This is a genomic window from Streptomyces sp. NPDC001204, from assembly GCF_053598035.1.
On the sequence record NZ_JBSFJL010000030.1, the window covers coordinates 1 to 19,557 of the forward strand.

17 protein-coding genes are annotated in these 19,557 nt (G+C 69.8%); 5 read left to right on the forward strand and 12 right to left on the reverse strand.

From position 1 onward, the window contains the following. Window positions 1-96: 96 nt before the first annotated feature. The 8 genes from ACWC91_RS31390 to ACWC91_RS31425 all read right to left on the reverse strand — a co-directional run bounded on the left by ACWC91_RS31390 (window position 97) and on the right by ACWC91_RS31425 (window position 8,642). Window positions 97-1,533 carry an aldehyde dehydrogenase family protein gene (locus ACWC91_RS31390; protein WP_225079761.1) on the reverse strand — a complete coding sequence of 479 codons (1,437 nt, stop codon included), beginning with the start codon at window positions 1,531-1,533 and terminating at the stop codon, window positions 97-99. Between the two features lie 28 nt (window positions 1,534-1,561). Then, window positions 1,562-2,335 carry an SDR family oxidoreductase gene (locus tag ACWC91_RS31395; RefSeq protein ID WP_450643863.1) on the reverse strand — a complete coding sequence of 258 codons (774 nt, stop codon included), beginning with the start codon at window positions 2,333-2,335 and terminating at the stop codon, window positions 1,562-1,564. Next, window positions 2,335-3,228: a dihydrodipicolinate synthase family protein gene (locus ACWC91_RS31400; RefSeq protein WP_450643862.1), complete on the reverse strand. Its 894-nt coding sequence runs from the start codon at window positions 3,226-3,228 to the stop codon at window positions 2,335-2,337. The genes ACWC91_RS31395 and ACWC91_RS31400 overlap by 1 nt, the downstream gene beginning before the upstream one ends. Window positions 3,229-3,241: 13 nt before the next feature. Beyond that, window positions 3,242-4,027 carry an enoyl-CoA hydratase-related protein gene (locus tag ACWC91_RS31405; RefSeq protein WP_225079758.1) on the reverse strand — a complete coding sequence of 262 codons (786 nt, stop codon included), beginning with the start codon at window positions 4,025-4,027 and terminating at the stop codon, window positions 3,242-3,244. Further along, a complete protein-coding gene (locus ACWC91_RS31410) occupies window positions 4,024-5,214 on the reverse strand; it encodes a CaiB/BaiF CoA transferase family protein (RefSeq protein WP_225079757.1) in 1,191 nt (396 codons plus the stop codon). The genes ACWC91_RS31405 and ACWC91_RS31410 overlap by 4 nt, the downstream gene beginning before the upstream one ends. Further along, window positions 5,211-6,566, reverse strand: a complete 1,356-nt coding sequence (locus tag ACWC91_RS31415) for an FAD-dependent oxidoreductase (protein WP_450643861.1) — start codon at window positions 6,564-6,566, stop codon at window positions 5,211-5,213. Before ACWC91_RS31415 ends, ACWC91_RS31410 begins: the two co-directional genes overlap by 4 nt. A gap of 11 nt (window positions 6,567-6,577) precedes the next feature. Continuing rightward, window positions 6,578-7,879, reverse strand: a complete 1,302-nt coding sequence (locus ACWC91_RS31420; protein WP_450643860.1) for an MFS transporter — start codon at window positions 7,877-7,879, stop codon at window positions 6,578-6,580. A 100-nt stretch (window positions 7,880-7,979) separates the two neighbouring features. Further along, on the reverse strand, window positions 7,980-8,642 hold the full coding sequence (locus ACWC91_RS31425; protein ID WP_225079755.1) for a helix-turn-helix domain-containing protein: 663 nt from the start codon (window positions 8,640-8,642) through the stop codon (window positions 7,980-7,982). A gap of 2,641 nt (window positions 8,643-11,283) precedes the next feature. On the opposite strand from ACWC91_RS31425, the gene ACWC91_RS31430 reads away from it, so the two are divergent. Continuing rightward, complete coding sequence (locus tag ACWC91_RS31430; protein WP_450643859.1) at window positions 11,284-11,544, forward strand: hypothetical protein; 261 nt, start codon at window positions 11,284-11,286, stop codon at window positions 11,542-11,544. A 443-nt stretch (window positions 11,545-11,987) separates the two neighbouring features. On the opposite strand, the gene ACWC91_RS31435 is transcribed toward ACWC91_RS31430, so the two are convergent. The 3 genes from ACWC91_RS31435 to ACWC91_RS31445 all read right to left on the reverse strand — a co-directional run bounded on the left by ACWC91_RS31435 (window position 11,988) and on the right by ACWC91_RS31445 (window position 14,125). Further along, entirely contained in the window at window positions 11,988-12,185 is a 198-nt protein-coding gene (locus tag ACWC91_RS31435; protein WP_450643858.1) for a DUF397 domain-containing protein, read from the reverse strand. Between the two features lie 494 nt (window positions 12,186-12,679). Beyond that, the gene (locus tag ACWC91_RS31440) at window positions 12,680-12,973 is read right to left on the reverse strand and encodes a hypothetical protein (protein ID WP_450643857.1); all 294 of its coding nucleotides are present in this window, start codon (window positions 12,971-12,973) and stop codon (window positions 12,680-12,682) included. 261 nt (window positions 12,974-13,234) lie between these two features. After that, window positions 13,235-14,125: a helix-turn-helix domain-containing protein gene (locus ACWC91_RS31445; RefSeq protein ID WP_450643856.1), complete on the reverse strand. Its 891-nt coding sequence runs from the start codon at window positions 14,123-14,125 to the stop codon at window positions 13,235-13,237. A 1,255-nt stretch (window positions 14,126-15,380) separates the two neighbouring features. Here ACWC91_RS31445 and ACWC91_RS31450 point away from each other — a divergent pair. From ACWC91_RS31450 to ACWC91_RS31465, 4 genes are all read left to right on the forward strand, one after another. After that, on the forward strand, window positions 15,381-16,088 hold the full coding sequence (locus tag ACWC91_RS31450; RefSeq protein ID WP_450643855.1) for a transposase: 708 nt from the start codon (window positions 15,381-15,383) through the stop codon (window positions 16,086-16,088). A 171-nt stretch (window positions 16,089-16,259) separates the two neighbouring features. Next, the gene (locus tag ACWC91_RS31455; protein WP_450643854.1) at window positions 16,260-17,024 is read left to right on the forward strand and encodes a hypothetical protein; all 765 of its coding nucleotides are present in this window, start codon (window positions 16,260-16,262) and stop codon (window positions 17,022-17,024) included. Window positions 17,025-17,371: 347 nt separating this feature from the next. After that, the gene (locus ACWC91_RS31460) at window positions 17,372-17,944 is read left to right on the forward strand and encodes an MFS transporter (protein ID WP_450643656.1); all 573 of its coding nucleotides are present in this window, start codon (window positions 17,372-17,374) and stop codon (window positions 17,942-17,944) included. Between the two features lie 162 nt (window positions 17,945-18,106). Then, window positions 18,107-18,853, forward strand: a complete 747-nt coding sequence (locus ACWC91_RS31465) for a hypothetical protein (protein ID WP_450643655.1) — start codon at window positions 18,107-18,109, stop codon at window positions 18,851-18,853. An 82-nt stretch (window positions 18,854-18,935) separates the two neighbouring features. Here the strand turns inward: ACWC91_RS31465 and ACWC91_RS31470 are convergent, their stop codons facing one another. Further along, window positions 18,936-19,367, reverse strand: a complete 432-nt coding sequence (locus ACWC91_RS31470) for a hypothetical protein (protein WP_376506301.1) — start codon at window positions 19,365-19,367, stop codon at window positions 18,936-18,938. Between the last annotated feature and the right edge of the window lie 190 nt (window positions 19,368-19,557).

The window sequence follows — 19,557 nt, forward strand, 5'->3', positions numbered from 1 at the left end:
GACCGCACCAGCTACAAAGCCACCACCAGCATCGAAATCCTTGCGGCCGCAGGCACTTGACGACATGCCCCAGCCGCAAACTTCACGGCCTTGGCACTAGCTCTCCCAGCCGAGGTAGACCGACTTGGACCAGGTGTAGAAGTCCACCGCGACCGCGCCCTGCTCGCGGAAGGTGTTACTGGAGGAGTCGCCGACGCCGCCGAACGGGACGTTGAGATCCAGGCCGGTGGTCGGGCGGTTGACCTTGACTACGCCTACGCGGACGGCCGCGGCGAAGCGCTGGGCGGCGGCCAGGCTGCGCGTGCAGATACCCGCGGCCAGGCCGTAGCGGGAGTCGTTGACCAGGTTGATCGCTTCGTCCAGGTCCGCCGCGGACAGTACCGCGACCACCGGGCCGAAGATCTCCTGCCGGGCCGCGGCGCTCTCCTGGCCCAGGCCGGAGAGCACGGTCGGGGCGAGCATCAGCCCCTCGGGGGCCTCGCCGCCCGCGGCGACGGTCGCGCCCTCAGCCCTGGCCTGCTCGATGGCGGCGGTCACCGTAGCGAGTTGCTGCGCGCTCACCACCGGGCCCATCAGGGTGCCCTCGGCCAGTCCGTCGCCGGGGCGGTAGCGGGCCGCCTCCTTGGCGAGCGCGGCGACGAATTCGTCGTACACACCCGGGGTGCAGATGACCCGGGAGGAGGCGGTGCAGGCCTGGCCGGTGAGGCCGAAGCCGCCTGCTGCGGCGATCCGCGCGGCCTGTTCGACGTCGGCGTCGTCCAGTACCACCAGGGCGTTCTTGCCGCCCATCTCCACCTGCACCCGGCCGCGGCGCTCCTGCACCACGCGCTCGATGTGCATGCCGACCCGGGTGGAGCCGGTGAAGGAGACCGCCGCCACCCTGGGGTCGCGGACCAGGGCCTCGCCGACCACCGCGCCGGAGCCGTGCACCACGTTGAGCACCCCGGCGGGCAGCCCGGCCCGGAGCAGGGCCTCGGTGAGGTGGCGGGTGGAGAGCGGGGTGAGCTCTGCGGGCTTGAGTACCACCGCGTTGCCGCCGATCAGCGCCGGCGCCAGCTTCCAGGCGGGGATGGCGATCGGGAAGTTCCATGGGGTGATCAGCCCCACGACCCCGACCGGCTCCCGGCGGGTGTGGACCATGGTGTCTGGGAGCGAACTGGGCAGCACCTGCCCGCCGAGCCGCCAGCCCTCGGAGCCGAAGAAGCGCAGTACGTCGATGGCCCGCCGGACCTCGCCGCGGGCCTCGGTCAGCGTTTTGCCCTCCTCCCGGACCAGGTCGCGGGCGGCCTCCTCGTGGCGGCCGCGCAGGATCTCGGCAGCGTCCAGCAGGATCGCGCCGCGCGCCGGGGCGGGCAGTGCCGCCCATCCCAGCTGGGCCTTGGCGGCGGCTGCCACGGCCGCGTCGACGGCCTCGGCGCCGGAGGCCGGGGCCACGGCGACCAGTTCGGCCGGGTTCGCCGGGTTGTACCGCTCGAGGCCGTCGCCGGCGATCTCCTCACCGGCGATGAGGTTGGGGATCTGCACAGTGCTCATGGCTATGGTTCCTTGGGAAGTGGGGAGTTCACAGGCTGCGGACCAGGCCGCCGTCGCAGCGCAGCGCGATTCCGGTGACGTATGAGGCGGGGGCGCCACAGAGGAAGGCAGCGGCCGCGCCGAACTCGGCGGGAGTGCCGTACCGTCCGGCGGGGATCGCAGCCTGCGAGGCGGCCTCGACCTCGGCGACGGGGCACTGTTCGCGTTCGGCCCGCGCGGCGTCCAGTGCCGCCACCCGATCGGTGGCGATCCGGCCGGGCAGCAGCAGGTTGACGGTGACTCCGTCGGCCGCCACCTCGGCAGCGAGGGTCTTCAGGTACGCGGCAAGGGCGGCCCGTCCGGCGTTGGACAGGACCAGCCCGGGCAGCGGCTCGGCAATCCCGCTGGAGCCGACGGCCAGGATGCGGCCCCAGCCGCGCTGGCGCATCGCCGGCAGGGTCAGCGCCACCAGCCGCTGCTGAGCCAGCAGCAGTGAGTCCACGGCCGCGGCGAGGTCGCCAGTGTCCAGGCCGGCGGCGGTGCCGGGCTGTGGGCCGGGTCCGTTGAGGACCAGGATGTCGGGATCGCCGTAGGCCTCGCGGGCCGCCTCGACCAGCGCCTGCGGCCCGTCCGGGACGGTGAGGTCGACCTGGACGCCGATCGCGTCCGGCAGTCCGGCGGCGATCTCCTTGGCGAGGTCGCCGCGCCGCCCGGCTACTACGACCGAGGCGCCTTCGGCGGCCAGCGCTTCGGCCACCGCCCGGCCCAGGCCGCCAGTGGAGGCGGCGACCACGGCGACCCGGCCGCGGATGCCGAGGTCCATCAGTGCACCTCCTTGGGCAGCGCGGCGAGGTGCCGTTCCAGCTGCGGGACCAGGGCCTCGGGCAGCTGCGCGGCGGGTGGCCGCACCCCCGACTCCATGATCAGGCCACGGCGCCGGATGGCCTCCTTGCGCAGCGCCAGCCCGATCCCGGCCTGTGCCTCGAAGTTGACCAGTGGCAGGTACGGCAGGTAGGCCTCCCGGGCCGCGTCGTGGCCGCCGCTTCGCCAAGCCTGGACGCAGGTGATCAGGCCCTCGGGGCAGGAGAAGCCGGTCATCGCTCCGGCGGCGCCGGCCGCCAGTTCGTCGAGCAGGCCCAGGCCGCCCAGGCCGCCGAAGACCGGGATGTCCAGTTCGGCGGTGAGCCTGGCGATGGCTGCCGGGGTGGGCGGGGCCTCGGCCTTCACCGCGACCGCCGAGGGGACCGCGTGGACGGCGCGGACCAAGTCGGCGGTGCGGATGGCGACCCGGCTGGTGGCCGGGTAGTCCTGGACGACGATCCCGGCGCCGGTGGCGTCGTGTACCGCGTTGAGGTGGGCCGCGACCACCTGCGGATCAGGCGAGTTGACCTGCACCATCAGTCCGGCGAGGCGGTCCCCGACCACCTCGCGGACGAGCCGGGCCTCCTCCAGCACCGGTGCGGTGGCCAGTCCGGTGACCCCGACGACCAGCGGTAGGTCGACGGTGTCGGTCACCGCCTCCAGCACCGTGCGGCGCTCCTCGGTGGAGAGCCGGGCGGCCTCGCCGAAGACTCCGAGCACGGTCAGACCGGTGGTGCCGATCCGCTCGTAGTGCTCCACCAGCCGGACCAGGCTGGGCTCGTCCACCTCCAAGGCGGAGCCGAGGAAGGGCGTGGCGAGTACACCCCACACTCCGGGGGCAAGCTTTTCGGGCATCAGTGGGCTCCCCTCATCGTCCGGGCCAGAGCGGTGGCCGCTTCTGCTGGAAGGCGAGCACGCCCTCCTTGGCGTCTTCGCTGTCCAGCGCCGCCATCAGCGCCGGGGTGCGCAGCTTGTGGGCGTCCTGCGGCGACAGCTGGCCCCCGCGTTGGACCATCTGCTTGATGGCGCGCAGCGAGGTGGGGGCGCAGGCGAGGATGTCGGCGACCCAGCGGTCGACGGCCTCGTCCAGCTGCTGGGCCGGGACCACCTCGTTGACCAGGCCCATCCGGTGCAGCTCGGCTGCAAAGGCGCGGCGGCCGGTAAGCAGCAGCCCCATGGCTTGGGTGTGCGGCAGCCGGCGGACCAGCTGGAAGACGCCGCCGTCCAGCGGGATCCGGCCGACCCGGGGTTCCGTGAGGCCGAACTGAGCGTGGTCGGCGGCGACGACGATGTCGCAGCCGAGGACCATCTCCATGCCGCCGCCCAGCGCATAGCCGTTGACCCGGGCGATCACCGGGACGTCCAGGGTGGTGCGCAGGCTCAGCCCGCCGAAGCCGTTGGGGTCGAGGCCGGCCCAGTACTCCAGGCCGGTCTTGTCCACCGCGTCGGCGGACATGTCGGCGCCCACGCAGAACGACCGCTGTCCGGCGCCGGTGACGACGACCACCCGCACCTCGGGGTCGGCCTCGATGTCGGCCCAGATCTCGTTGAGCCGGGCGTTGGTCTTGACGTCCACCGCGTTGAGTACGGCGGGGCGGTCGATGGTGACCCGGGCGATGTGCCCGTCCCGTACGTAGCGGACCTCGTCGGTCATCGCAGCACCCCCTTCTCGCGAAGCAGCTCGATCTGCTCGGCGGTGTAGCCGAGTTCACCGAGCACCTCGGCGCCGTGCTCGCCGAGCCGCGGAGGGACCCGGCGGACCTCGGCGGGGGCGGCGGAGAGGTGGAGCGGCGTGTTGAGGGCGCGGATCCGGCCGGCGACCGGGTGGTCCATCTCGACGATCATCTTGTTGACCGCGGTCTGCTCGTCGTCGAGGGTCTGCTCCAGACTGCGCACCGGGGCGCAGAGGATGTCCTCGTCCTCGAGCCGCTTGACCCAGTAGTCGGTGGTGTTGCGTGCCACCGCCTCGGCGAAGATCCGCTGCAGCTCGGGACGGTGCGCGAACTGCAGGTCCAGGGTGGCGAACTCGGGGCGCTCGCCCAGGTCTTCGTCGAGTTCCAGGGCGCGGCTGATGTGGTGCAGCGGGTTGGTCTTGAAGCCGCCGACCATGATCAGCGCGCCGTCGGTGGTGGGGAACACGCCGGTGAGTGGCATCGCGGCCCAGTTGATCTCGGAGCCGCGGTTGAGCTGCTGGCAGGCCTCCTGCATCTGCATGTGGAGCATCGAGTCGTACATCGACACCTCGACCTTTTGCCCCTCGCCGGTGCGGTCGCGGTGCAGCAGGGCCAGCAGGATGCCCTGGAGCAGGTGCATTCCGGTGGTGTAGTCGCAGAGTGTGGTCGGGTAGAGGGTGACGGGGTCGTCATCGGAGACCCGGCGCCACATCACTCCGCTGTATGCCTGGGCGATGGCGTCCTGTCCGCCCTTGTGGGCGTACGGGCCCTCGGTGCCGAAGCCGGTGCCGGAGGCCCAGATGATCTGGGGGTTGACGGCGCGCAGCGCCTCGTAGCCGAGGCCGAGCCGCTCCATCACGCCGGCCCGGAAGTTGCTCACCACGACGTCGGCGGAGCGCACCAGTTCCTGGACGGCCTGTCGGCCCTCCTCGGTGCGGGTGTCGATGGAGATGCTCCGCTTGTTGCGGTTGATCGACAGGAAGATGGGGTTGTCCAGGCCGGCCGGGTCCGGGATCGAGGTGCGGGAGATGTCGCCGGTGCCGGGCCGCTCCACCTTGATCACGTCGGCGCCGTAGTCGCCCAGCATCTGGGTGCAGGACGGGCCCATGAAGACTTGGGTGAAGTCGATGACGGTGACGCCGCTCAGCGGCTGTGCGGCGGTGGTCATGCCACGGCCTCCTCAAGCTGGTCGACGGTCGCGTTCTCTGCGGGGACGTCACCGGGGTCGGCGCCCTGTTCGCGCATCCGGCGCTGGATAACGGCCGGGTCGACGTCCCGGACCAGCACGCTCTGCTCCACTGCGGTGGCGGCGGCGATGCCGGCCGCCTGGCCCATGGCCATGCAGGGCGGGATCTCGCGGGACATCCGCTGTGCCTCGGGGGTGGCCGAGTAGTGCCGGCCGGCGACCAGCAGCTGGTCGACGCCGCGCGGCAGCAGCGCGCGGTACGGGGTGTAGTAGTCGCGGCCGCGGGCGACGCTGTCGGCGAAGTGTCGGCGGGAGGTGACGTCGTCCTTGGTGACCACGTACTCGCCCTGCAGCAGCCGGGTCTGACGGACTCCCATCTGCTCGGCGACGTCGAGCAGATAGGCGTTCTCGAAGCCGGGCAGGTCGGACTTGATGTGGTCGAGGACGGCACCGATCCGGGCCCGGGCCTCGAACTCGGCCTCGGTGAGCGAGACCGGGTCGGTGCCGTCGAAGCCGGTCATGTGCGGGCAGTTGCACCAGACCACGCCGGGAACGGGCGTCTTGAGCCACCACAACTCCCAGGCGCCGCCCAGCATCCGCTTGATCTTGCGGTTGATGGCCCGGGCCTCACGCGGGTTCTCCTGCTCGAAACGCTCGGCGGCCGCGGTGTCCACCCCGCCGAGCCGGAAGACCAGGGTGACCAGATAGCTGTCCTGGGCGTACGAGGCGCCGGCCCGGGAGGCCACGTCGATGTCGCCGGTGGTGTCGATCACCACGTCGCCCATCACCGCCTGCGGACCGGACTTGGTCTCGCAGACCACGCCCTTGACCGCGCCGTCCTGGACCACCGGCCGGGAGAACCAGCTGTGCAGTCGAAGATTGACCCCGCTCTCGCGGACCAGGTCGTTGGAGACCCGCTTCCAGCCGTCGGGATCGAAGGCGACGGCGTAGCAGATCGGCTTGGGGTTGGTGTGGGAGTGGAAGTCGAAGGCGCCCCAGCGGCCCCACTTGGCCCACATCTCGGGCGAGGAGTAGCGGTCCTCGGCCGGCGGGTAGACGGCGAGGCCGAGCTTGGACATCCGCTCGACGTACTCGTCGACGATACCGGTGACGGTGATCTCGTTCCCGTTGATCATGTCGTCGAGGACCAGGACCATGCCGCCGGAAGCCAGGCCGCCGAGGGCCGAGTAGCGCTCCAGCAGGGTCACGCTGGCCCCGGTGCGGGCGGCGGCTACGGCCGCGCTGACCCCCGCCGGTCCGCCGCCGACCACGATCACGTCGGACCGCTGGACCACGGGTGCCTCGATGGCGTCGAGAGAGACGGTCTGGGGCATCTGACTTCCTTTCAGCTCCCGACGCGGACGGCGCCGCGGCGGAAGACAAGCACGTAGAGCAGGACGCTGAGCAGGCAGAGGACCGCCCCGTAGACGGGGAACGCCCAGCCGGCGCCGAGGTCCTGGAGCCACAGCAGGAGATAGGGGGCGGTGCCGCCGAAGCCGGCCACGCCGATCGCGTAGCCGAGACCGACGCCGGTGACCCGGCAACTGGTCGGCATCAAGGTGGCGGCGACGGTGTTGTACAGGCCCATGGTGAAGGCGAGCACCGGGGCGCCGACCAGCATCACCACGGTGAACGTCGCCATGCCAGGCCGCTGGTAGGCGAGCACGATGAAGATCAGCGGAACCACGGCGAGCCGGGAGGCAATGAAGGTGCGGGAGATCCGCTTGCGGTCGGCGAGCCGGCCGACGAGCGGGTAGAGAGCGGCGACGCAAATCCCGGCGAGGGTGGAGACCAGGAAGACGGTGTCCGGGTTCTCGTGGTATGCGGAGCGGGCCAGGTTGGGCAGCCCGGTGGTCCAGGTGTATTGCAGCGCCTGGGCGCCGGCCACGACGAAGACGATCGCCACGAGCGCCAGCCGGTGCCGCCAGACCTCGGCCCAGACCTGGCCCACCCGGGCCGGCTCGGCCTGCCTTTCACCCGCGGTGTGCAGAGTCTCCGGCAGGGCGCGGCGCAGCCAGAGGAAGACCAGTCCACCGACGGCGCCGACCGCGAACGGGATGCGCCAGCCCCAGGAGGCCATGGCGTCGGGAGCGACCACCGAGGCGGTCAGGAAGCAGACCAGCGAGGCGCCGACGATGCCGACCTGCACATAGATGCTGATGATGCTGCCGAACCGGGCGGTCCTGCCCTCGGGCGCCAGTTCCACGATGTACGCAGAGTTGAGCGGGGCCTCGATGCCGGTGGAGAGTCCCTGCAGGATGCGACTGGCCAGCAGGATGACGCCGGCCCAGACGCCGATGCTCGCATGGCTGGGCAGCAGGGCGATGACCACGCTGCTGAGCACCATCGAGCCGATGGAGAAGAGCATGATGGCGCGTCGGCCTATGCGGTCGGCCAGAGTGCCGAAGATGATCGCGCCGAGCGGCCGGGCGGCGAAGCCGACCGCGAAGACGGCCAGCGCAGACATGGTCTCGGAGACGGAACTGCCGGACGGGAAGTAGAGCGGACCGATGTAGGAAGCCAGTAGCCCGTAGACCATCCAGTCGTACCACTCGACGGCGTTTCCGCCGCCCAGGGCCAGCAGGGCGCGGCGGTGGGAGAGGGAGTTTCCGGTGGCGACAGGGGCTCTGCCGATGAGTGATGCCATGGGGGCACCTCGTAGGGAAGCGCACGGGACGAGGCCGTGCGGTACCGGCGCCCGGGCCTGAGGCCGGGGCGTTGGGGAAGGGGCGGCGCGAGGCCTGCGCCTACCAGCTGGGCGGAGTGATTACCCAGATCGAGGTGGCGGGCTCGTCACCGGGGTTGACGTACCAGTGCGGAATGCTGGAGGAGTAGGTGATGGAGTCACCCGCTTCGAGCCGGTGACGGACGCCGTCGAGATAGACGTCCTTCACACCGGAAAGCACGATGCCGAACTCCTCGCCGTTGTGACAGAACGCGGTAGCGCTGGTGTCGTGGCCTGGCTGGGTGACCACCCAGAGGACCTCCAGAGCGCCGTTGAGCGATGGAGTGAGCAGTTCGAAACGGTCGCCGTCCTCCGCGCCCGAGCCGTGGAAGTCCAGGCTGCGGCGCTCGTGGGCACGGACCACCGGGCTGACCTGATCGGCAAGGTGCAACAGCCGTCCGATCGGCACGTCCAGACCGTGGGCGATCTGCACCAGGCTGGCGAAGGACGGGTTGCCCTTCCCTCGCTCGACCTGGCTGATCAGTCCGGTGCTGATGCCGGAGCGGCGGCTGAGCTCGTCCAGGGTCAGGTCCGCCTGCTTACGCAGGGCCTTGATCTGCAGGCCAACCGTGGCAACCATCACATCGAGGTCCGGCCGGCCGTCCGGCATCGGTGCGTCGGTGTCGTGCACGGTCTCCACCTGTCCCTGGGGGAAGCTGTCCTGCGACATATTGAAGACCTTCATGATGATGAAAACAACCCCTGATGTTCATCTCTTTGAAGCCGGGCAGGAGCCCGGCATGGAGAGCTGGCACTACAGGACCACTTGAGGCGCCAACCGGCGGCGCCACTGCGGACCGCGGTCGCCTCACACACCATCAACACCGACTTCCGGACACAGGCCAACCGATGCGGCCCGTACTAGCCACGCGGTGCCATCGCCTGGACCTCTGCCAGAAGAACACCGGTCACCAGGTCCCGGTCGGTAGGGGACGTACAGCGCCAGTCTCGTCACTGGCCCGTAAGCCAGGACCCAGCCCACGGGCCGGCTTCGACGGCCTGGCGGAGGGCGGCGCGGTGGCCCTGACGGTCGGCACGGCGCAACTGGGGCGATGCCCCACGACCTGCCTACCCTCCCGCTGCCTCTCAAAGAAGAACCGTGTAACTCATCGTCTATGCACAGCAGTTCGGGTCGCACGCGGTGCACGCCGCCACCATCTCGGCACGCACGGCCGCGCCGTTGACCTCACCGGCCGGTGCCGTATCCGGCGGAAGATGCAGCCATACCTTCCCGGGGCGCGAAGAACGGCTGCCGGCTGCTGGGTTCAGGGATCGGCTTGGGCGCCGTTGCCCTGGCGGATCCGGTCCAGGAGGTCGTGGTGCCGGGAGGCCAGCCGTGCGGGCGGCAGGGGTACCGGGCTGAGACGGCGGCGCTCGAACTGGCCCTCAACGGAGTGGGCGCCACTCTGGTCTCCTACTTCGTCGCTCGCCCCTACGAAAGCTCGAGCCGGATCTTCGTAGCCCCTCGACCGGCCCTATAAAGTGAAGTTCGCGTTCATCACCCGCGCGAGCGGCGGGCTCTCGCCGGCCACCGCTTCATGTCACTGGCGCACCGTCACATCAAGGCCCTGCAGACACAGCCACGGCGAACGGGAAGCGGCGCCGCCGATCGCGGCGCCGATCGCTCTGGTCCCGCCGGTCACCGCCACGGTCCGTCCCCCAGGCCCCGCCACGCGGTCATCGTGCACGGCCCTCTCCTGCAGTGTTCGACTCCAGTACGACGGACCCGATTGAGCACAGACGGGGGAACGGCCGTCAGCTCTCATACGAGACGAGAATGCGGGCCATTCGGATGCCCCGGCGGTGCTGGCCGCACACGGCCACTCCCCGATCACCGGCGGCGGGCCCACTACCCCCACGGCTCCTTCCTCCGGAGGCCTGTCGAGTTCTTCCGATGAACGGGAGACCTTGGGATATGAGCGGTGTCGGCCCTACGCCGACCCCCTGTCCGCCGGTCCCGGCCTGCCGAAACACCCGGCGCCCACGTCAGCCCCTCCGGCACAGCCGCCGGGGCCGGCCGCATCCACACCCGATGCGCCAACCCCGTCAGCCGCCACTGACCAACCCACCCCATTTCCAGAAGGAGGCCTGCGCCACGGATACCGGGGAAGCGCGCATCCGATCGCGCGGGCCAGCCGGCTCCCCTTCCGGCCACCACACGGCAGGTGGGACGGCGGCCCCTGCCCAGGGCGCTGCGTGCAAGGGCCGCCCGAGCCTTGCGGTCCTGTCACAGCGCAAGGCATTACGACGCTAAAACCCCAGCACCCGACCGGCCCGCCCGACGCACCGGCCGGGTGAACGCGGATGAAGCCGCAGCACGGCTTCGGAAAACGGGGCTGAGGATCTCCTCCAACCCGCAGTTCGGTTGGGCGGCCCCGACCATGAGCCCGACCACGGCAGGCTGCACGCCGCAGCGGCACGAGCCTGGTCCGCCACACCGTCACCGTCCGGCCTGGACGGTCCCGACAGCCAACGGCGTGGGCGAGCTGTCGCACCGACGGTCCCTCGCCGTTGTCTTCGATCCACCCACCGTCGGACGCAGCGCAGGATCTCCTCTTCCCCCTCGGTCAGGTGGTCCGGGCGCCGGTTCACTGCTGCTCCTGCCAGGTGCGGGCCTGGTGGCGCAGCTTGGCCCGTGCGGTCGGCCTGCGCCACGGCCCGCTCCGGTAGGGATGCCACAGCAGCCGGGCGGACAGCCACTGCAGCCGGCGGCGCAGCGCGGTGGTCCGGGCCGGGTGGGCGCGGCCAGGGCCTCGTAGGTGCCGTGCCAGTCGGCTTGGAGCTGCATCAGGTGTGGGGGACGGTCGCTTGAAGTGCCCGCCGTAAGTGGACTCTTACGGCAGCAGCCCGGCCCGGCTCGTATCAATGGTCGCGCTGTGAGGAGCGCGGCGCCGGGTGCTATAGCACGGATGTAATTGCGTGCCGGTCACTGACAGGCCGGAAAGACGCATCTGCTCCCCTTCGGGGACAAAGTGCCCTGGCGGTTACGGTCTGGTCTGCGGGTGATGGTGACCCGCAACTGGTTCGGCTGTGTGGGGTTGGCCTGGCATGCGCAATGACCCGGTTGAGTGGGACGAGTTCGTATCCGGCGCCGAGCCGGTGGCCGCCGGCTGCCTGGGGAGTGACCGGCGCGGGACCACGCGTGAGTGGACTGTTCCTGGTGCCGATCATTGCAGCGGGCCCCAGAGGGCTGCCGTCAGCCGGCGAATCGATCTGCCCGCCGCGCCAGTAGGCAACACCCCGTAGAGAGCGAAGCACGCAGGCCATTCGAGGCGCGGGGACGGCGCGACCGTGAAAAGGAAGCACGCACAGAACGGAGCAAGATCATGCAGACCTTCACCGCAGCAGCCGATCGAGCGTGGGAGCATGCCCCGGCGGATGACTTCCTGCTGGCGCCGCCCCATCCAGGAGGCCGCATTGTCTGCCGCGTCGATCCGCGCGACCTGCGCCGCCTGGACCTGTACGCGGCGCTGACCGCGGCTGGGACCGCCCCCTTTCCAGGAGACCGGGAGGCGATCGAAGCGCTCAGTGCATTGCCCGACAGTGTGCACGAAGCCCTGCACCGCTGGCTCAGCTCCGGCAGGTGACGCGCTGGACGACGGCACGGCGTGCCCTGTCGGCGGCGGCTGAATCATGCCCCACCTCGGGGCTCCGCCGCGCTCGTGGGCGTCGCGGTCGCCATCGAGCACTACACCCGCTGATTCAGGCTGTGGCGGTACAGCGTTCTCCCCCGGGTCGGCGCCGCCTGGACGAGAGCGCGCACCGACTCGAGGGCCTGGCCCTACAGTGCAGCCGTCTTCGAGGTGGGTACGCGCCCGCGTCGAACGTTCCGCGCGGCTGCGGCGCCGGATATCGGATCTCCTCTCGAGAAAGAGACGGGTCCCCGGATGGCCGCACAGCTGATCAGCGTGGCGTGTGCGAGGCGGGCTTCGTCTGATGTCCCCTGTCCATCGGCCGCCCAGGCTGCAGGCCCCGGGATGCAAAAGGATGCATCCTGTGCTCGCTCATGGCGTCGACGGGGTTGGGGAGGTCAGGAATTGTGATCTGGGTGATGGAGGGTGGTGAGGAAGTGGGACCAGGCGTCCGGGTAAAAGGACAGGTGCGGTCCGTGGGGCCGGGTGGAGTCGCGCACGAGAACGTTGCGGCCGGTCCACTGCACCTCGACGCACTGATCGCCGGGTCCGTCGCTGGCGGATGCTTTGCGCCACGGCCATGGCCGCCCGTCCATGGGCCCCCCTCCACGCGCTGGTGCGCAAGGCTCAGCTGCGGCTGACCGCCTGTGCCGTGTGCCCCGTGTTTCTGCCGGCCTGCCAGGGGCTTGACTGCGCCAGGGCGCACTCCGCCGTTTCCCGCCCGAGTTGTGGCAGACCGGTCGGGCAGGCCAGCTGCCAACCACCGCATGTCGTGGGGACCTTACCCGAAAAGCCGTGGGGCGTAACGAGCAGCGAGGCCGCGGATCACCGCCCGGGGTTTTCGGGCACGTTGCGGCAGGCCTCGCATCCTGGGGTGGACGCGGTAATGTGACAGGCAGTGCCCGTAAGCGGTTCGAGGAGAAGGGCTTGCGGATGGCGCGGTCTGGCCTGGTCCGGTCAACAGGTGCGGCAGCAGGTGGTTGGTGGGGCCTGTATGTGTTGGTGAGCGGCGTCCTGGCGGTCGGCGTGGCGGCCGGGCTGGCCTGGTTGACCGGACAGACAGCGGCCGGCTGGTTGGGTGCTGCCGCTGTTACGGCAGCTGCGGGCTGGATGGGTCAGGGGATCCGGGATCGTCTGTGACGGCATCGGGGCGCGGTCGCCCCGCGCGCCGGCCCAAGCGGCGTCTGAGCCAGGCGGTCAGGGCAACACCCGCACTGCTGAGCAGGGCTCCCAGGACCATGGCCGGGTGTGGGACGAGCACGGTGACGATGGTGGTAGCAATTGCGGTGACCACGGCCAGGGGGATGGTCAGCAGCAGGATCGCATTAATGGTGCGGGAGCGGTCGGGCAGGATCGAGCGGGTGATTTCCAGGGCGAAGGTCACCCAGGTGTCTGAGTTTGGGGCGGCCTGCCGACGGGGGCGGCGTTCAGGGGATGCCATGGCCGTCTCCCCCATCGGCGGCCGAGGCTGCCCTTCGCCCGAACGCCGCGGTGCCCACCGGGCCCAGGCGGGCACGGTGAGCGACGGCATGGTGGCGAACTAAGGCTCGTTCCCTCACAGGCACCCCCAAGGTCATGGTGTTGCGGCCGTCGCTGACGTCCGCGTATGCGGTTGTCGGCACTGCCAGCTGCCGGGTGCAGCTGTTTACGCAGCCGGCAGCGTCAGGTCCGCCTGAGGGGAACCCATGCCGTCGGCCACGCGCAGCAGGATCTCGGGTACGTGTTCTTTGACGACACTTGCTTCCAGGTCCTGGAAAAGATCGATGTAGGTGGCGGCATCCTCTGGGGCTGTGCTGACCGTTGCGTTCCCGCGGGGGTTTTCCAGGTAGACGAACGTCGGCACGTCCTCTTTGAACTCGAACAGGGTGAAGGGGCCCGCCGAGGCCGCGTGCGCACCGAGCCTGAAGGGCAGAATCATCACGTTGATCCGGGGACGCGCCGCGAACTCGGCGAGCTGCCGCAGCTGAGCGCGCATCACCTTCGGCCCGCCGACCTGACGGCGGATCACCGACTCGTCCAGGATGAAGAAGAACTTCGCCTGCTCGCTGTCCAGCACGTCCTGGCGCAACATCCGCGCCTCGACCATGCGGTCCACTTGCGCAGCCGACTCCTGTGGCGAGTACGCACGGATGATCGCAGCGGCGTATTCCTCGGTCTGCAGCAATCCCGGCAGTACCATCGACTGGAAGGTCCGGTTGATCCAGGCAGACGCCTCCATCGCGAGGAAGTCCAGAAAATCCTTGTGATAGATGTCCCGGTACTCGGTGAACGGCATCTTCCGGCTGCCCCGCGCCAGTTCCAGCAACCCGCTGACCCGCTCGGGGTCCTCGACGCCGTAGAAGGCCAGCAGCAGCCGCAGGTCGTTGACGGTGATACCCACCTCTCCGGCCTCGATCCGGAGCAACTTGCTCGGCGACCACTCCATCTCGTCCGCGACCTGCCGCTGCGTCAGGTCAGCCGCCAGCCGCGCCTCCCGCAGCTCCGTCCGCAGCCGAAGACGCTGAACCGCCGCACTTCCCGCAGTCGCTGTCGCCATCACATCTCCCTAATTGCAATGTAGCAGATTGAAGACTCCCAGTAAGGAGCTAGCCATCTGAGAGGACTCGAAATGCGGGCAGCGGACAGCAGTGCTCGAAAAGCAACCCGCAACCCGGCAGACGACATCCTGCCGTCAACCACCCCCGCAACGCGAATCAACACCCCCTCAATTCGCCCCATCCACCGCACCAAACCCACCTGCGCCAGCAGCCAGGCCTCACTCCCCCAGCACCGACCACACCAGGGGCCCGGCGGAATACGCGGCCACCCCAGCCACCGATCCGGGCGCACCCGGGCGGCGGTGGAGAGACGGCACGGCCGGGCCCAACGACCCGCAGGGCACCACCATCACCCTGGTCAACGTGGGTGGCGAAGGCCTTCCAGATCCCGTGAGCGGCCGTAGCCGACGGCCCCGCGTTCTGGCCGTCGAGCGAGCTGAGCAAGCAGCTCAGCACACTCGGCCTGGCACCCACCGACGGCCCGCCCTCCCCGGACGACGACTTTCCGACGTGGCGGGAGTACTGAAAACCGCGCGGGGGGCCTCACCGCGGCCGGCGCGTTCGGCGGAGACCCGGAGAGATCCGGCAAGCCCGAAGCCCTTCTCGGGCACGGGACACCGCACTGCCGACCCGGACGAGCCACTTACACAACAAGATCAAGCCCCGCACGGGCGCCCCCTTGGCTGCCGCCCACCCCCGAGATCCCCACGGAGGCGGCGCATCCGTACCGGCTGACCCGCAAGCACATCAAAGGCGAAGCCGCCTGACAGGCCCTTAGACCGAACGGGCGTCCAGGCACACCGGCCACAAGGAACGCTCCCCGAGGCGAAGGGCCGACGCCGGTGCGCTGGCGCACACGGCGCCAAAAACACAAACCCCTACACCCATTCGGGTGAACACCGGCCTTTGAGCCACGCCATGGCGGCGGCCCCAGACGCTGAGGGTCGCGCCGAAGACTCGTGTGACACGACACGAAGGGAGCAGCCGATGGAAGTACCCGTACCTCACCGCGCCGACATCGACCCCGAACGCCTCGTGCCCGCCCGCACCCTGCAGGGGCCTCCGATCGAAAAGTGGCCTGCGCTGCACGAGCAACCGGCCCGCAAAGGACGGAAGCCGAAGGCGCGGCAGCGATAGTCGCCGACCACCAAGAAGGACATCAGCCCAAGGGCCAGACGACGCCGTCGCGGCGTCGGCGGCCGCCAGGACGGCCCGGAGGCGGCACGGCGTCGGCCGTGTTGACGCGGGGCAGTCTTGGAAGCCCTCATCGTCGGCGAGCGCGACCCCGGGCGCCTGGCCGACCTGGCGGTCGGCCGGGCCCGCAACAAGATCCCCGCCCTCATCGAGGCACTGGACGGCGAGTTCACCGAACACCACGCTTTCATGGTCCGCCACTACCTGGACGAGATCGACCGTTGGAAGAAGGTCATCGCAGGCTTCGACGCCCGGATCGCCCGGCTGATGACCGACCGCGAGCAGGACCTGGCGAGCCTCGCCACTATCCCCAGGATCGGCCGTTTGGGAGCTGAGATCATCATTGGCGAGACAGGCGGCGACATGACCCAGTTCGCATCCGCGCACCATCTGGCTTCCTGGATCGGAGTCTGCCCGGGCCAGAACGAGTCGGCTGGGGTGAGCCGGTCCGGCCGCACCCGCCCTGGCAACAGCAACCTCAAACGGCTGCTCGGAATCGCCGCCATGGTCGCAATCAGGAACAGGACCTCCTACCTCGGCGTCTTCTTCCGACGCCTGGCCGCCCGCCGCGGCGGCAAACGAGCCCTGGTCGCCGTGATGCACAAACTCGCCATCGCCATCTGGCACGTCCTGCACGACAAGACCCACTACCGGGAACTCGGTGCCGACCACTTCACCCGCCGCGACCCCGAACGCGCCATGCGTCGCATGCTCAAAGAAGCCAACAGCCTCGGCCTGACCATCCGCTTCGAACCCATCACGGCCTGACCGACCGACTCACCCACGAGTCATTTTCGTTTCAGTGCCTCGCGGGAGGCGGGGATTGTCTGATGCCCCATTGTGATTCGCGGGTGTACAACCCCGTGTGGATGCCAGCTGTCTGTAAGGCGCTGGAGGGATGAGCCTTCGGTGCCTTTCCATACGGAGATTGGGGATCAGGTGGGGAAGCAGGTCTGGAGAGTCGTCGTGGCCGGTGGTGCGGCGGCGGTGCTCACAGCCGTGGCCGCGGTGCCGGCCGGGGCGGCCGAGGGTGGGGTCTCGTTCACCCGTGTCCAGGTGAACGGCGGCAAGCCGATTGTGATCGGGGTGTCGGAGGTCGCGGTGCCCGCTTCCTTCCGGATGGCGACCACTCACAAGTGGAAGTGGCCAGCGGTGTTCCTGTACCGCGGTGGTGCGGGTGGTGATCGGCTGTGGCACGCCATCGAGACGAGCGACTGCATCAAGGTGAGCTCGGGCGTCTGCGACTTCAACGAGACGATGCACTTCGACCCGAGCGTGTGGGACATGCGCAACAGCGAGGCCGGGGCCTGGAAGGTCGGGGCCGAGGTGTACTTCAAGGGCGGCGGTGGTGACACCGACGACAAGGGGCTGACGGTCTATGTCAAGCGCAACTCCCGCCTGACCGTCAACGCCTCGCCCGAACCGGTGTCCAGGGGCAGGACCATCACCGTGACCGGAAAGGTCACGCGGGCCAACTGGGAGACCAGGAAGTACGCCTCCTACGGAGGCCGCCTGGTGAGCCTGCAGTTCAAGGCTGCCGGCACCGCCTCCTACACCACGGTGAAGAAGGTGTACGCGAACGGCTCGGGTAATCTCAGGACGACCGTGAAGGCCTCCAAGACGGGTACGTGGCGCTGGGTGTACTACGGCAACACCACCACCGGGCCGTCGACGTCGTCCGGGGACAACGTCGTGGTGAAGTGATGTCCGCGGTGCTGGCGGGCTGGTGGGGGCCGAGTCGGCGGTAACGGCTGCGACGGTCAAGGCGTCGGGTCCGCCGCGATCGCGGCGGACCCGACGCCTTGCGCCCTCGCCGACCGCGAGCGGCCGTGCACACGCCTCAGTGCAACGTGAGCCGGCGCGCCGTGCGGACCATGAGGCCGGTCACCGCTCTGGTGGGCAGGGCCGGATCTCGATGAGGCGACGACGACCACGGTCTTCAAGGCCGTCCCCGCCGTACAGGGTCGGACGTGTTCGACGTCGTGGGTGTACTGGCGGAGCCGGGCTGGTGAGCTCGGACGACCGTGGAATCGACCGACACCAGCCACTCGATGTTGCCCGCCGCGTCCGCCTTCGCCTGCGCGGCCCGCAGCATCCGGTCGAACGTCCCGTCCGCTGCTCACCGGCGAAAACGGTGTGCAGTGTGGCCCACGGACCATAGCGCTCGGGCACATGCGCCAGGCCGCCCCGGTCCGGAACTTCCACACGATCCTGTTCAGGACCCTGCGGTCGTCCGGCCTGTTCCCCCCCGCAACGACTCAGGCAGCAACGGCCGGACGAACTCCCAGGCCGGATCGATCGCCCTGGCCCTCCTACCGGTGTCGGCGCCGGTGTGGGTGAGCGCCCTGCCGCTGATCCCCGTGGGCCTGGGCGGGCCGCTGGTGATGCCGCCGACCACCGCGGTGCTGCCGGAGCGCGTGCCGGCCGAGCAGACCGGCACCGCCAGCGGGGTGTTCAACACCAGCCGCCAGATCGGCGGCTGCCCTGGCCGTCGCCGTCTTCGGCGCACTGGTCTCCGGCACGGCCGGCCTCCAGCACGGACTGCGCATCAGCCTCATCCTGGCCGCCGTCGTCGCTCTGGCCGCGGCGCTGGTCGTCCCCCGGATGGCCACCGTTCGGCATGACACCTGACCCGCCCCGCAGACAGCCACATCGTCCGACACAACCCATAGCCCACCGCCCCGCCACCGCGGGGACCGAGGAGAGGAGCCACCCATGTCCGACACCGGGCAGCCCTCGGGCGCAATGTCGGCATCGTCGAAGAGACCGGCAACGACGTCACCACCGTGCGGCCGGGCCAGTTCGTTGTCGGCTCCTTCTTCGCCGGCGACGGCACCTGCGCCAACTGCCGAAACGGCTACTCATCGCTCGATCAGTGTTCGGTTCGCGATGGCCCGTCAAGGGCACCTTCCGCGTCCTTGCCCTGTGCACCGCATCGGTCAGGTCTTGTCGGCCATGCCGCCGGACCCGCCCGCGTCACCGTCGTGTTCCGCATCCGGGCCGGCGCCGGCACTCCAAACAGCAATTCGATCCCTGGCCTGTTCGGCCTGCCACCGCGTCCCACGTCGCCGTCTGGACGGGCTGCCCTTCGCGATCGAGCTGGCGGCGGCCCGTATCCGGGGCCTGACGCCGCAGGAGGTCCTGGAGCGGCTCACGGACCGGTTCACGCGGCTGACCGGGGGCAGCCGCGTCGCCGCCGACCGGCAGCGCACCTTGCGCGCGCTGATCGACTGGAGCCACGAACTCTGTACGGAGCGCGAGCGGCTGCTGTGGGCACGGGCCCCGGTGTTCCACGGCGGCGGCTTCGACCTGGAGAGCCTCGAACGGGTCTCCACGGACGCCGAACTGCCTCCCGCCGCCCTGCTCGACACCCTGGACGCACTCGTGGCCAGGTCGATCGTCAACTTCCGCCAGCAGCATGGGCGTTCGCGCTATCACATGCTGGAGACGGTGCGAAAGTACGGGCACGAGCGGCTGGCCGCGTCCGGCTCGCTCGCCGGGCCCGTTCGGCTGTGGCAGCACCCGGCCCCTAGCCTCGCTGAGCCCCTGGTGGTAGCAGCCCCGGGGCGGCCGCCGCATCGGCTCAGGCGCTTCACGGCCGCCCCGGAACCCCCCTCATGCGTACGGGTTGGCTCCCGACTTCGATCCGGTGGTGCAGGGGTCGGTGCCCAACTGGTCGTTGCAGATGACGATGGCGATGTTCTTGATGTTGTAGGTGTCCGAGAGGGACAGGTTGGGGTGGTCGGTCCCGCCGCCCGTGCACCCGTTGTAGTCGTACCGCTGAGTGCTGGTGGTCCAGGTCCCGCCGTTCGAGCGGTAGACCTTGAAGTAGGCGTACACCGGGTTGGCGTTGCAGTTGGTGTCCTGGACGTGCAGCTTGATGCCGGTCAGGCTGCCCTGTCCTGCCCACGTCCAGGTGGCGCTGGCCTTGCCGTAGCTGCTGCTGACGCTTGCGCTGCCGGTGGAGGCGGCGCTGGCGACCCCCGGGGTGGTGAGCGCCAACCCGAGGGATGCACCCAGGGCCAGCACGACGTGACGAACTCGCATGTTTCCCCCTTTGTGAGGCCTTATTGGCCACTACGTGACGACTGGCGCAGCACCTTCCGATCGGCACCGACCCCGTCGCCGGCCCCCGCCTTGCGCGGGAGCGCGATGCCCGACGCGCATCGGCACTGTCGGGCGCCATGAATCGTCTCCTGCCCTTGGGGGAGCCGGAAAGTGGCATGTCCATGAGAAT

Bases quoted from the DNA above. Each gene is read 5' to 3' on its own strand.
- ACWC91_RS31390 (WP_225079761.1), bottom strand. From the start codon at position 1,533: ATGAGCACTGTGCAGATCCCCAACCTCATCGCCGGTGAGGAGATCGCC.
- ACWC91_RS31395 (WP_450643863.1), bottom strand. From the start codon at position 2,335: ATGGACCTCGGCATCCGCGGCCGGGTCGCCGTGGTCGCCGCCTCCACT.
- ACWC91_RS31400 (WP_450643862.1), bottom strand. From the start codon at position 3,228: ATGCCCGAAAAGCTTGCCCCCGGAGTGTGGGGTGTACTCGCCACGCCC.
- ACWC91_RS31405 (WP_225079758.1), bottom strand. From the start codon at position 4,027: ATGACCGACGAGGTCCGCTACGTACGGGACGGGCACATCGCCCGGGTC.
- ACWC91_RS31410 (WP_225079757.1), bottom strand. From the start codon at position 5,214: ATGACCACCGCCGCACAGCCGCTGAGCGGCGTCACCGTCATCGACTTC.
- ACWC91_RS31415 (WP_450643861.1), bottom strand. From the start codon at position 6,566: ATGCCCCAGACCGTCTCTCTCGACGCCATCGAGGCACCCGTGGTCCAG.
- ACWC91_RS31420 (WP_450643860.1), bottom strand. From the start codon at position 7,879: ATGGCATCACTCATCGGCAGAGCCCCTGTCGCCACCGGAAACTCCCTC.
- ACWC91_RS31425 (WP_225079755.1), bottom strand. From the start codon at position 8,642: ATGAAGGTCTTCAATATGTCGCAGGACAGCTTCCCCCAGGGACAGGTG.
- ACWC91_RS31430 (WP_450643859.1), top strand. From the start codon at position 11,284: ATGCAGACCTTCACCGCAGCAGCCGATCGAGCGTGGGAGCATGCCCCG.
- ACWC91_RS31435 (WP_450643858.1), bottom strand. From the start codon at position 12,185: ATGGACGGGCGGCCATGGCCGTGGCGCAAAGCATCCGCCAGCGACGGA.
- ACWC91_RS31445 (WP_450643856.1), bottom strand. From the start codon at position 14,125: ATGGCGACAGCGACTGCGGGAAGTGCGGCGGTTCAGCGTCTTCGGCTG.
- ACWC91_RS31460 (WP_450643656.1), top strand. From the start codon at position 17,372: ATGTTGCCCGCCGCGTCCGCCTTCGCCTGCGCGGCCCGCAGCATCCGG.
- ACWC91_RS31470 (WP_376506301.1), bottom strand. From the start codon at position 19,367: ATGCGAGTTCGTCACGTCGTGCTGGCCCTGGGTGCATCCCTCGGGTTG.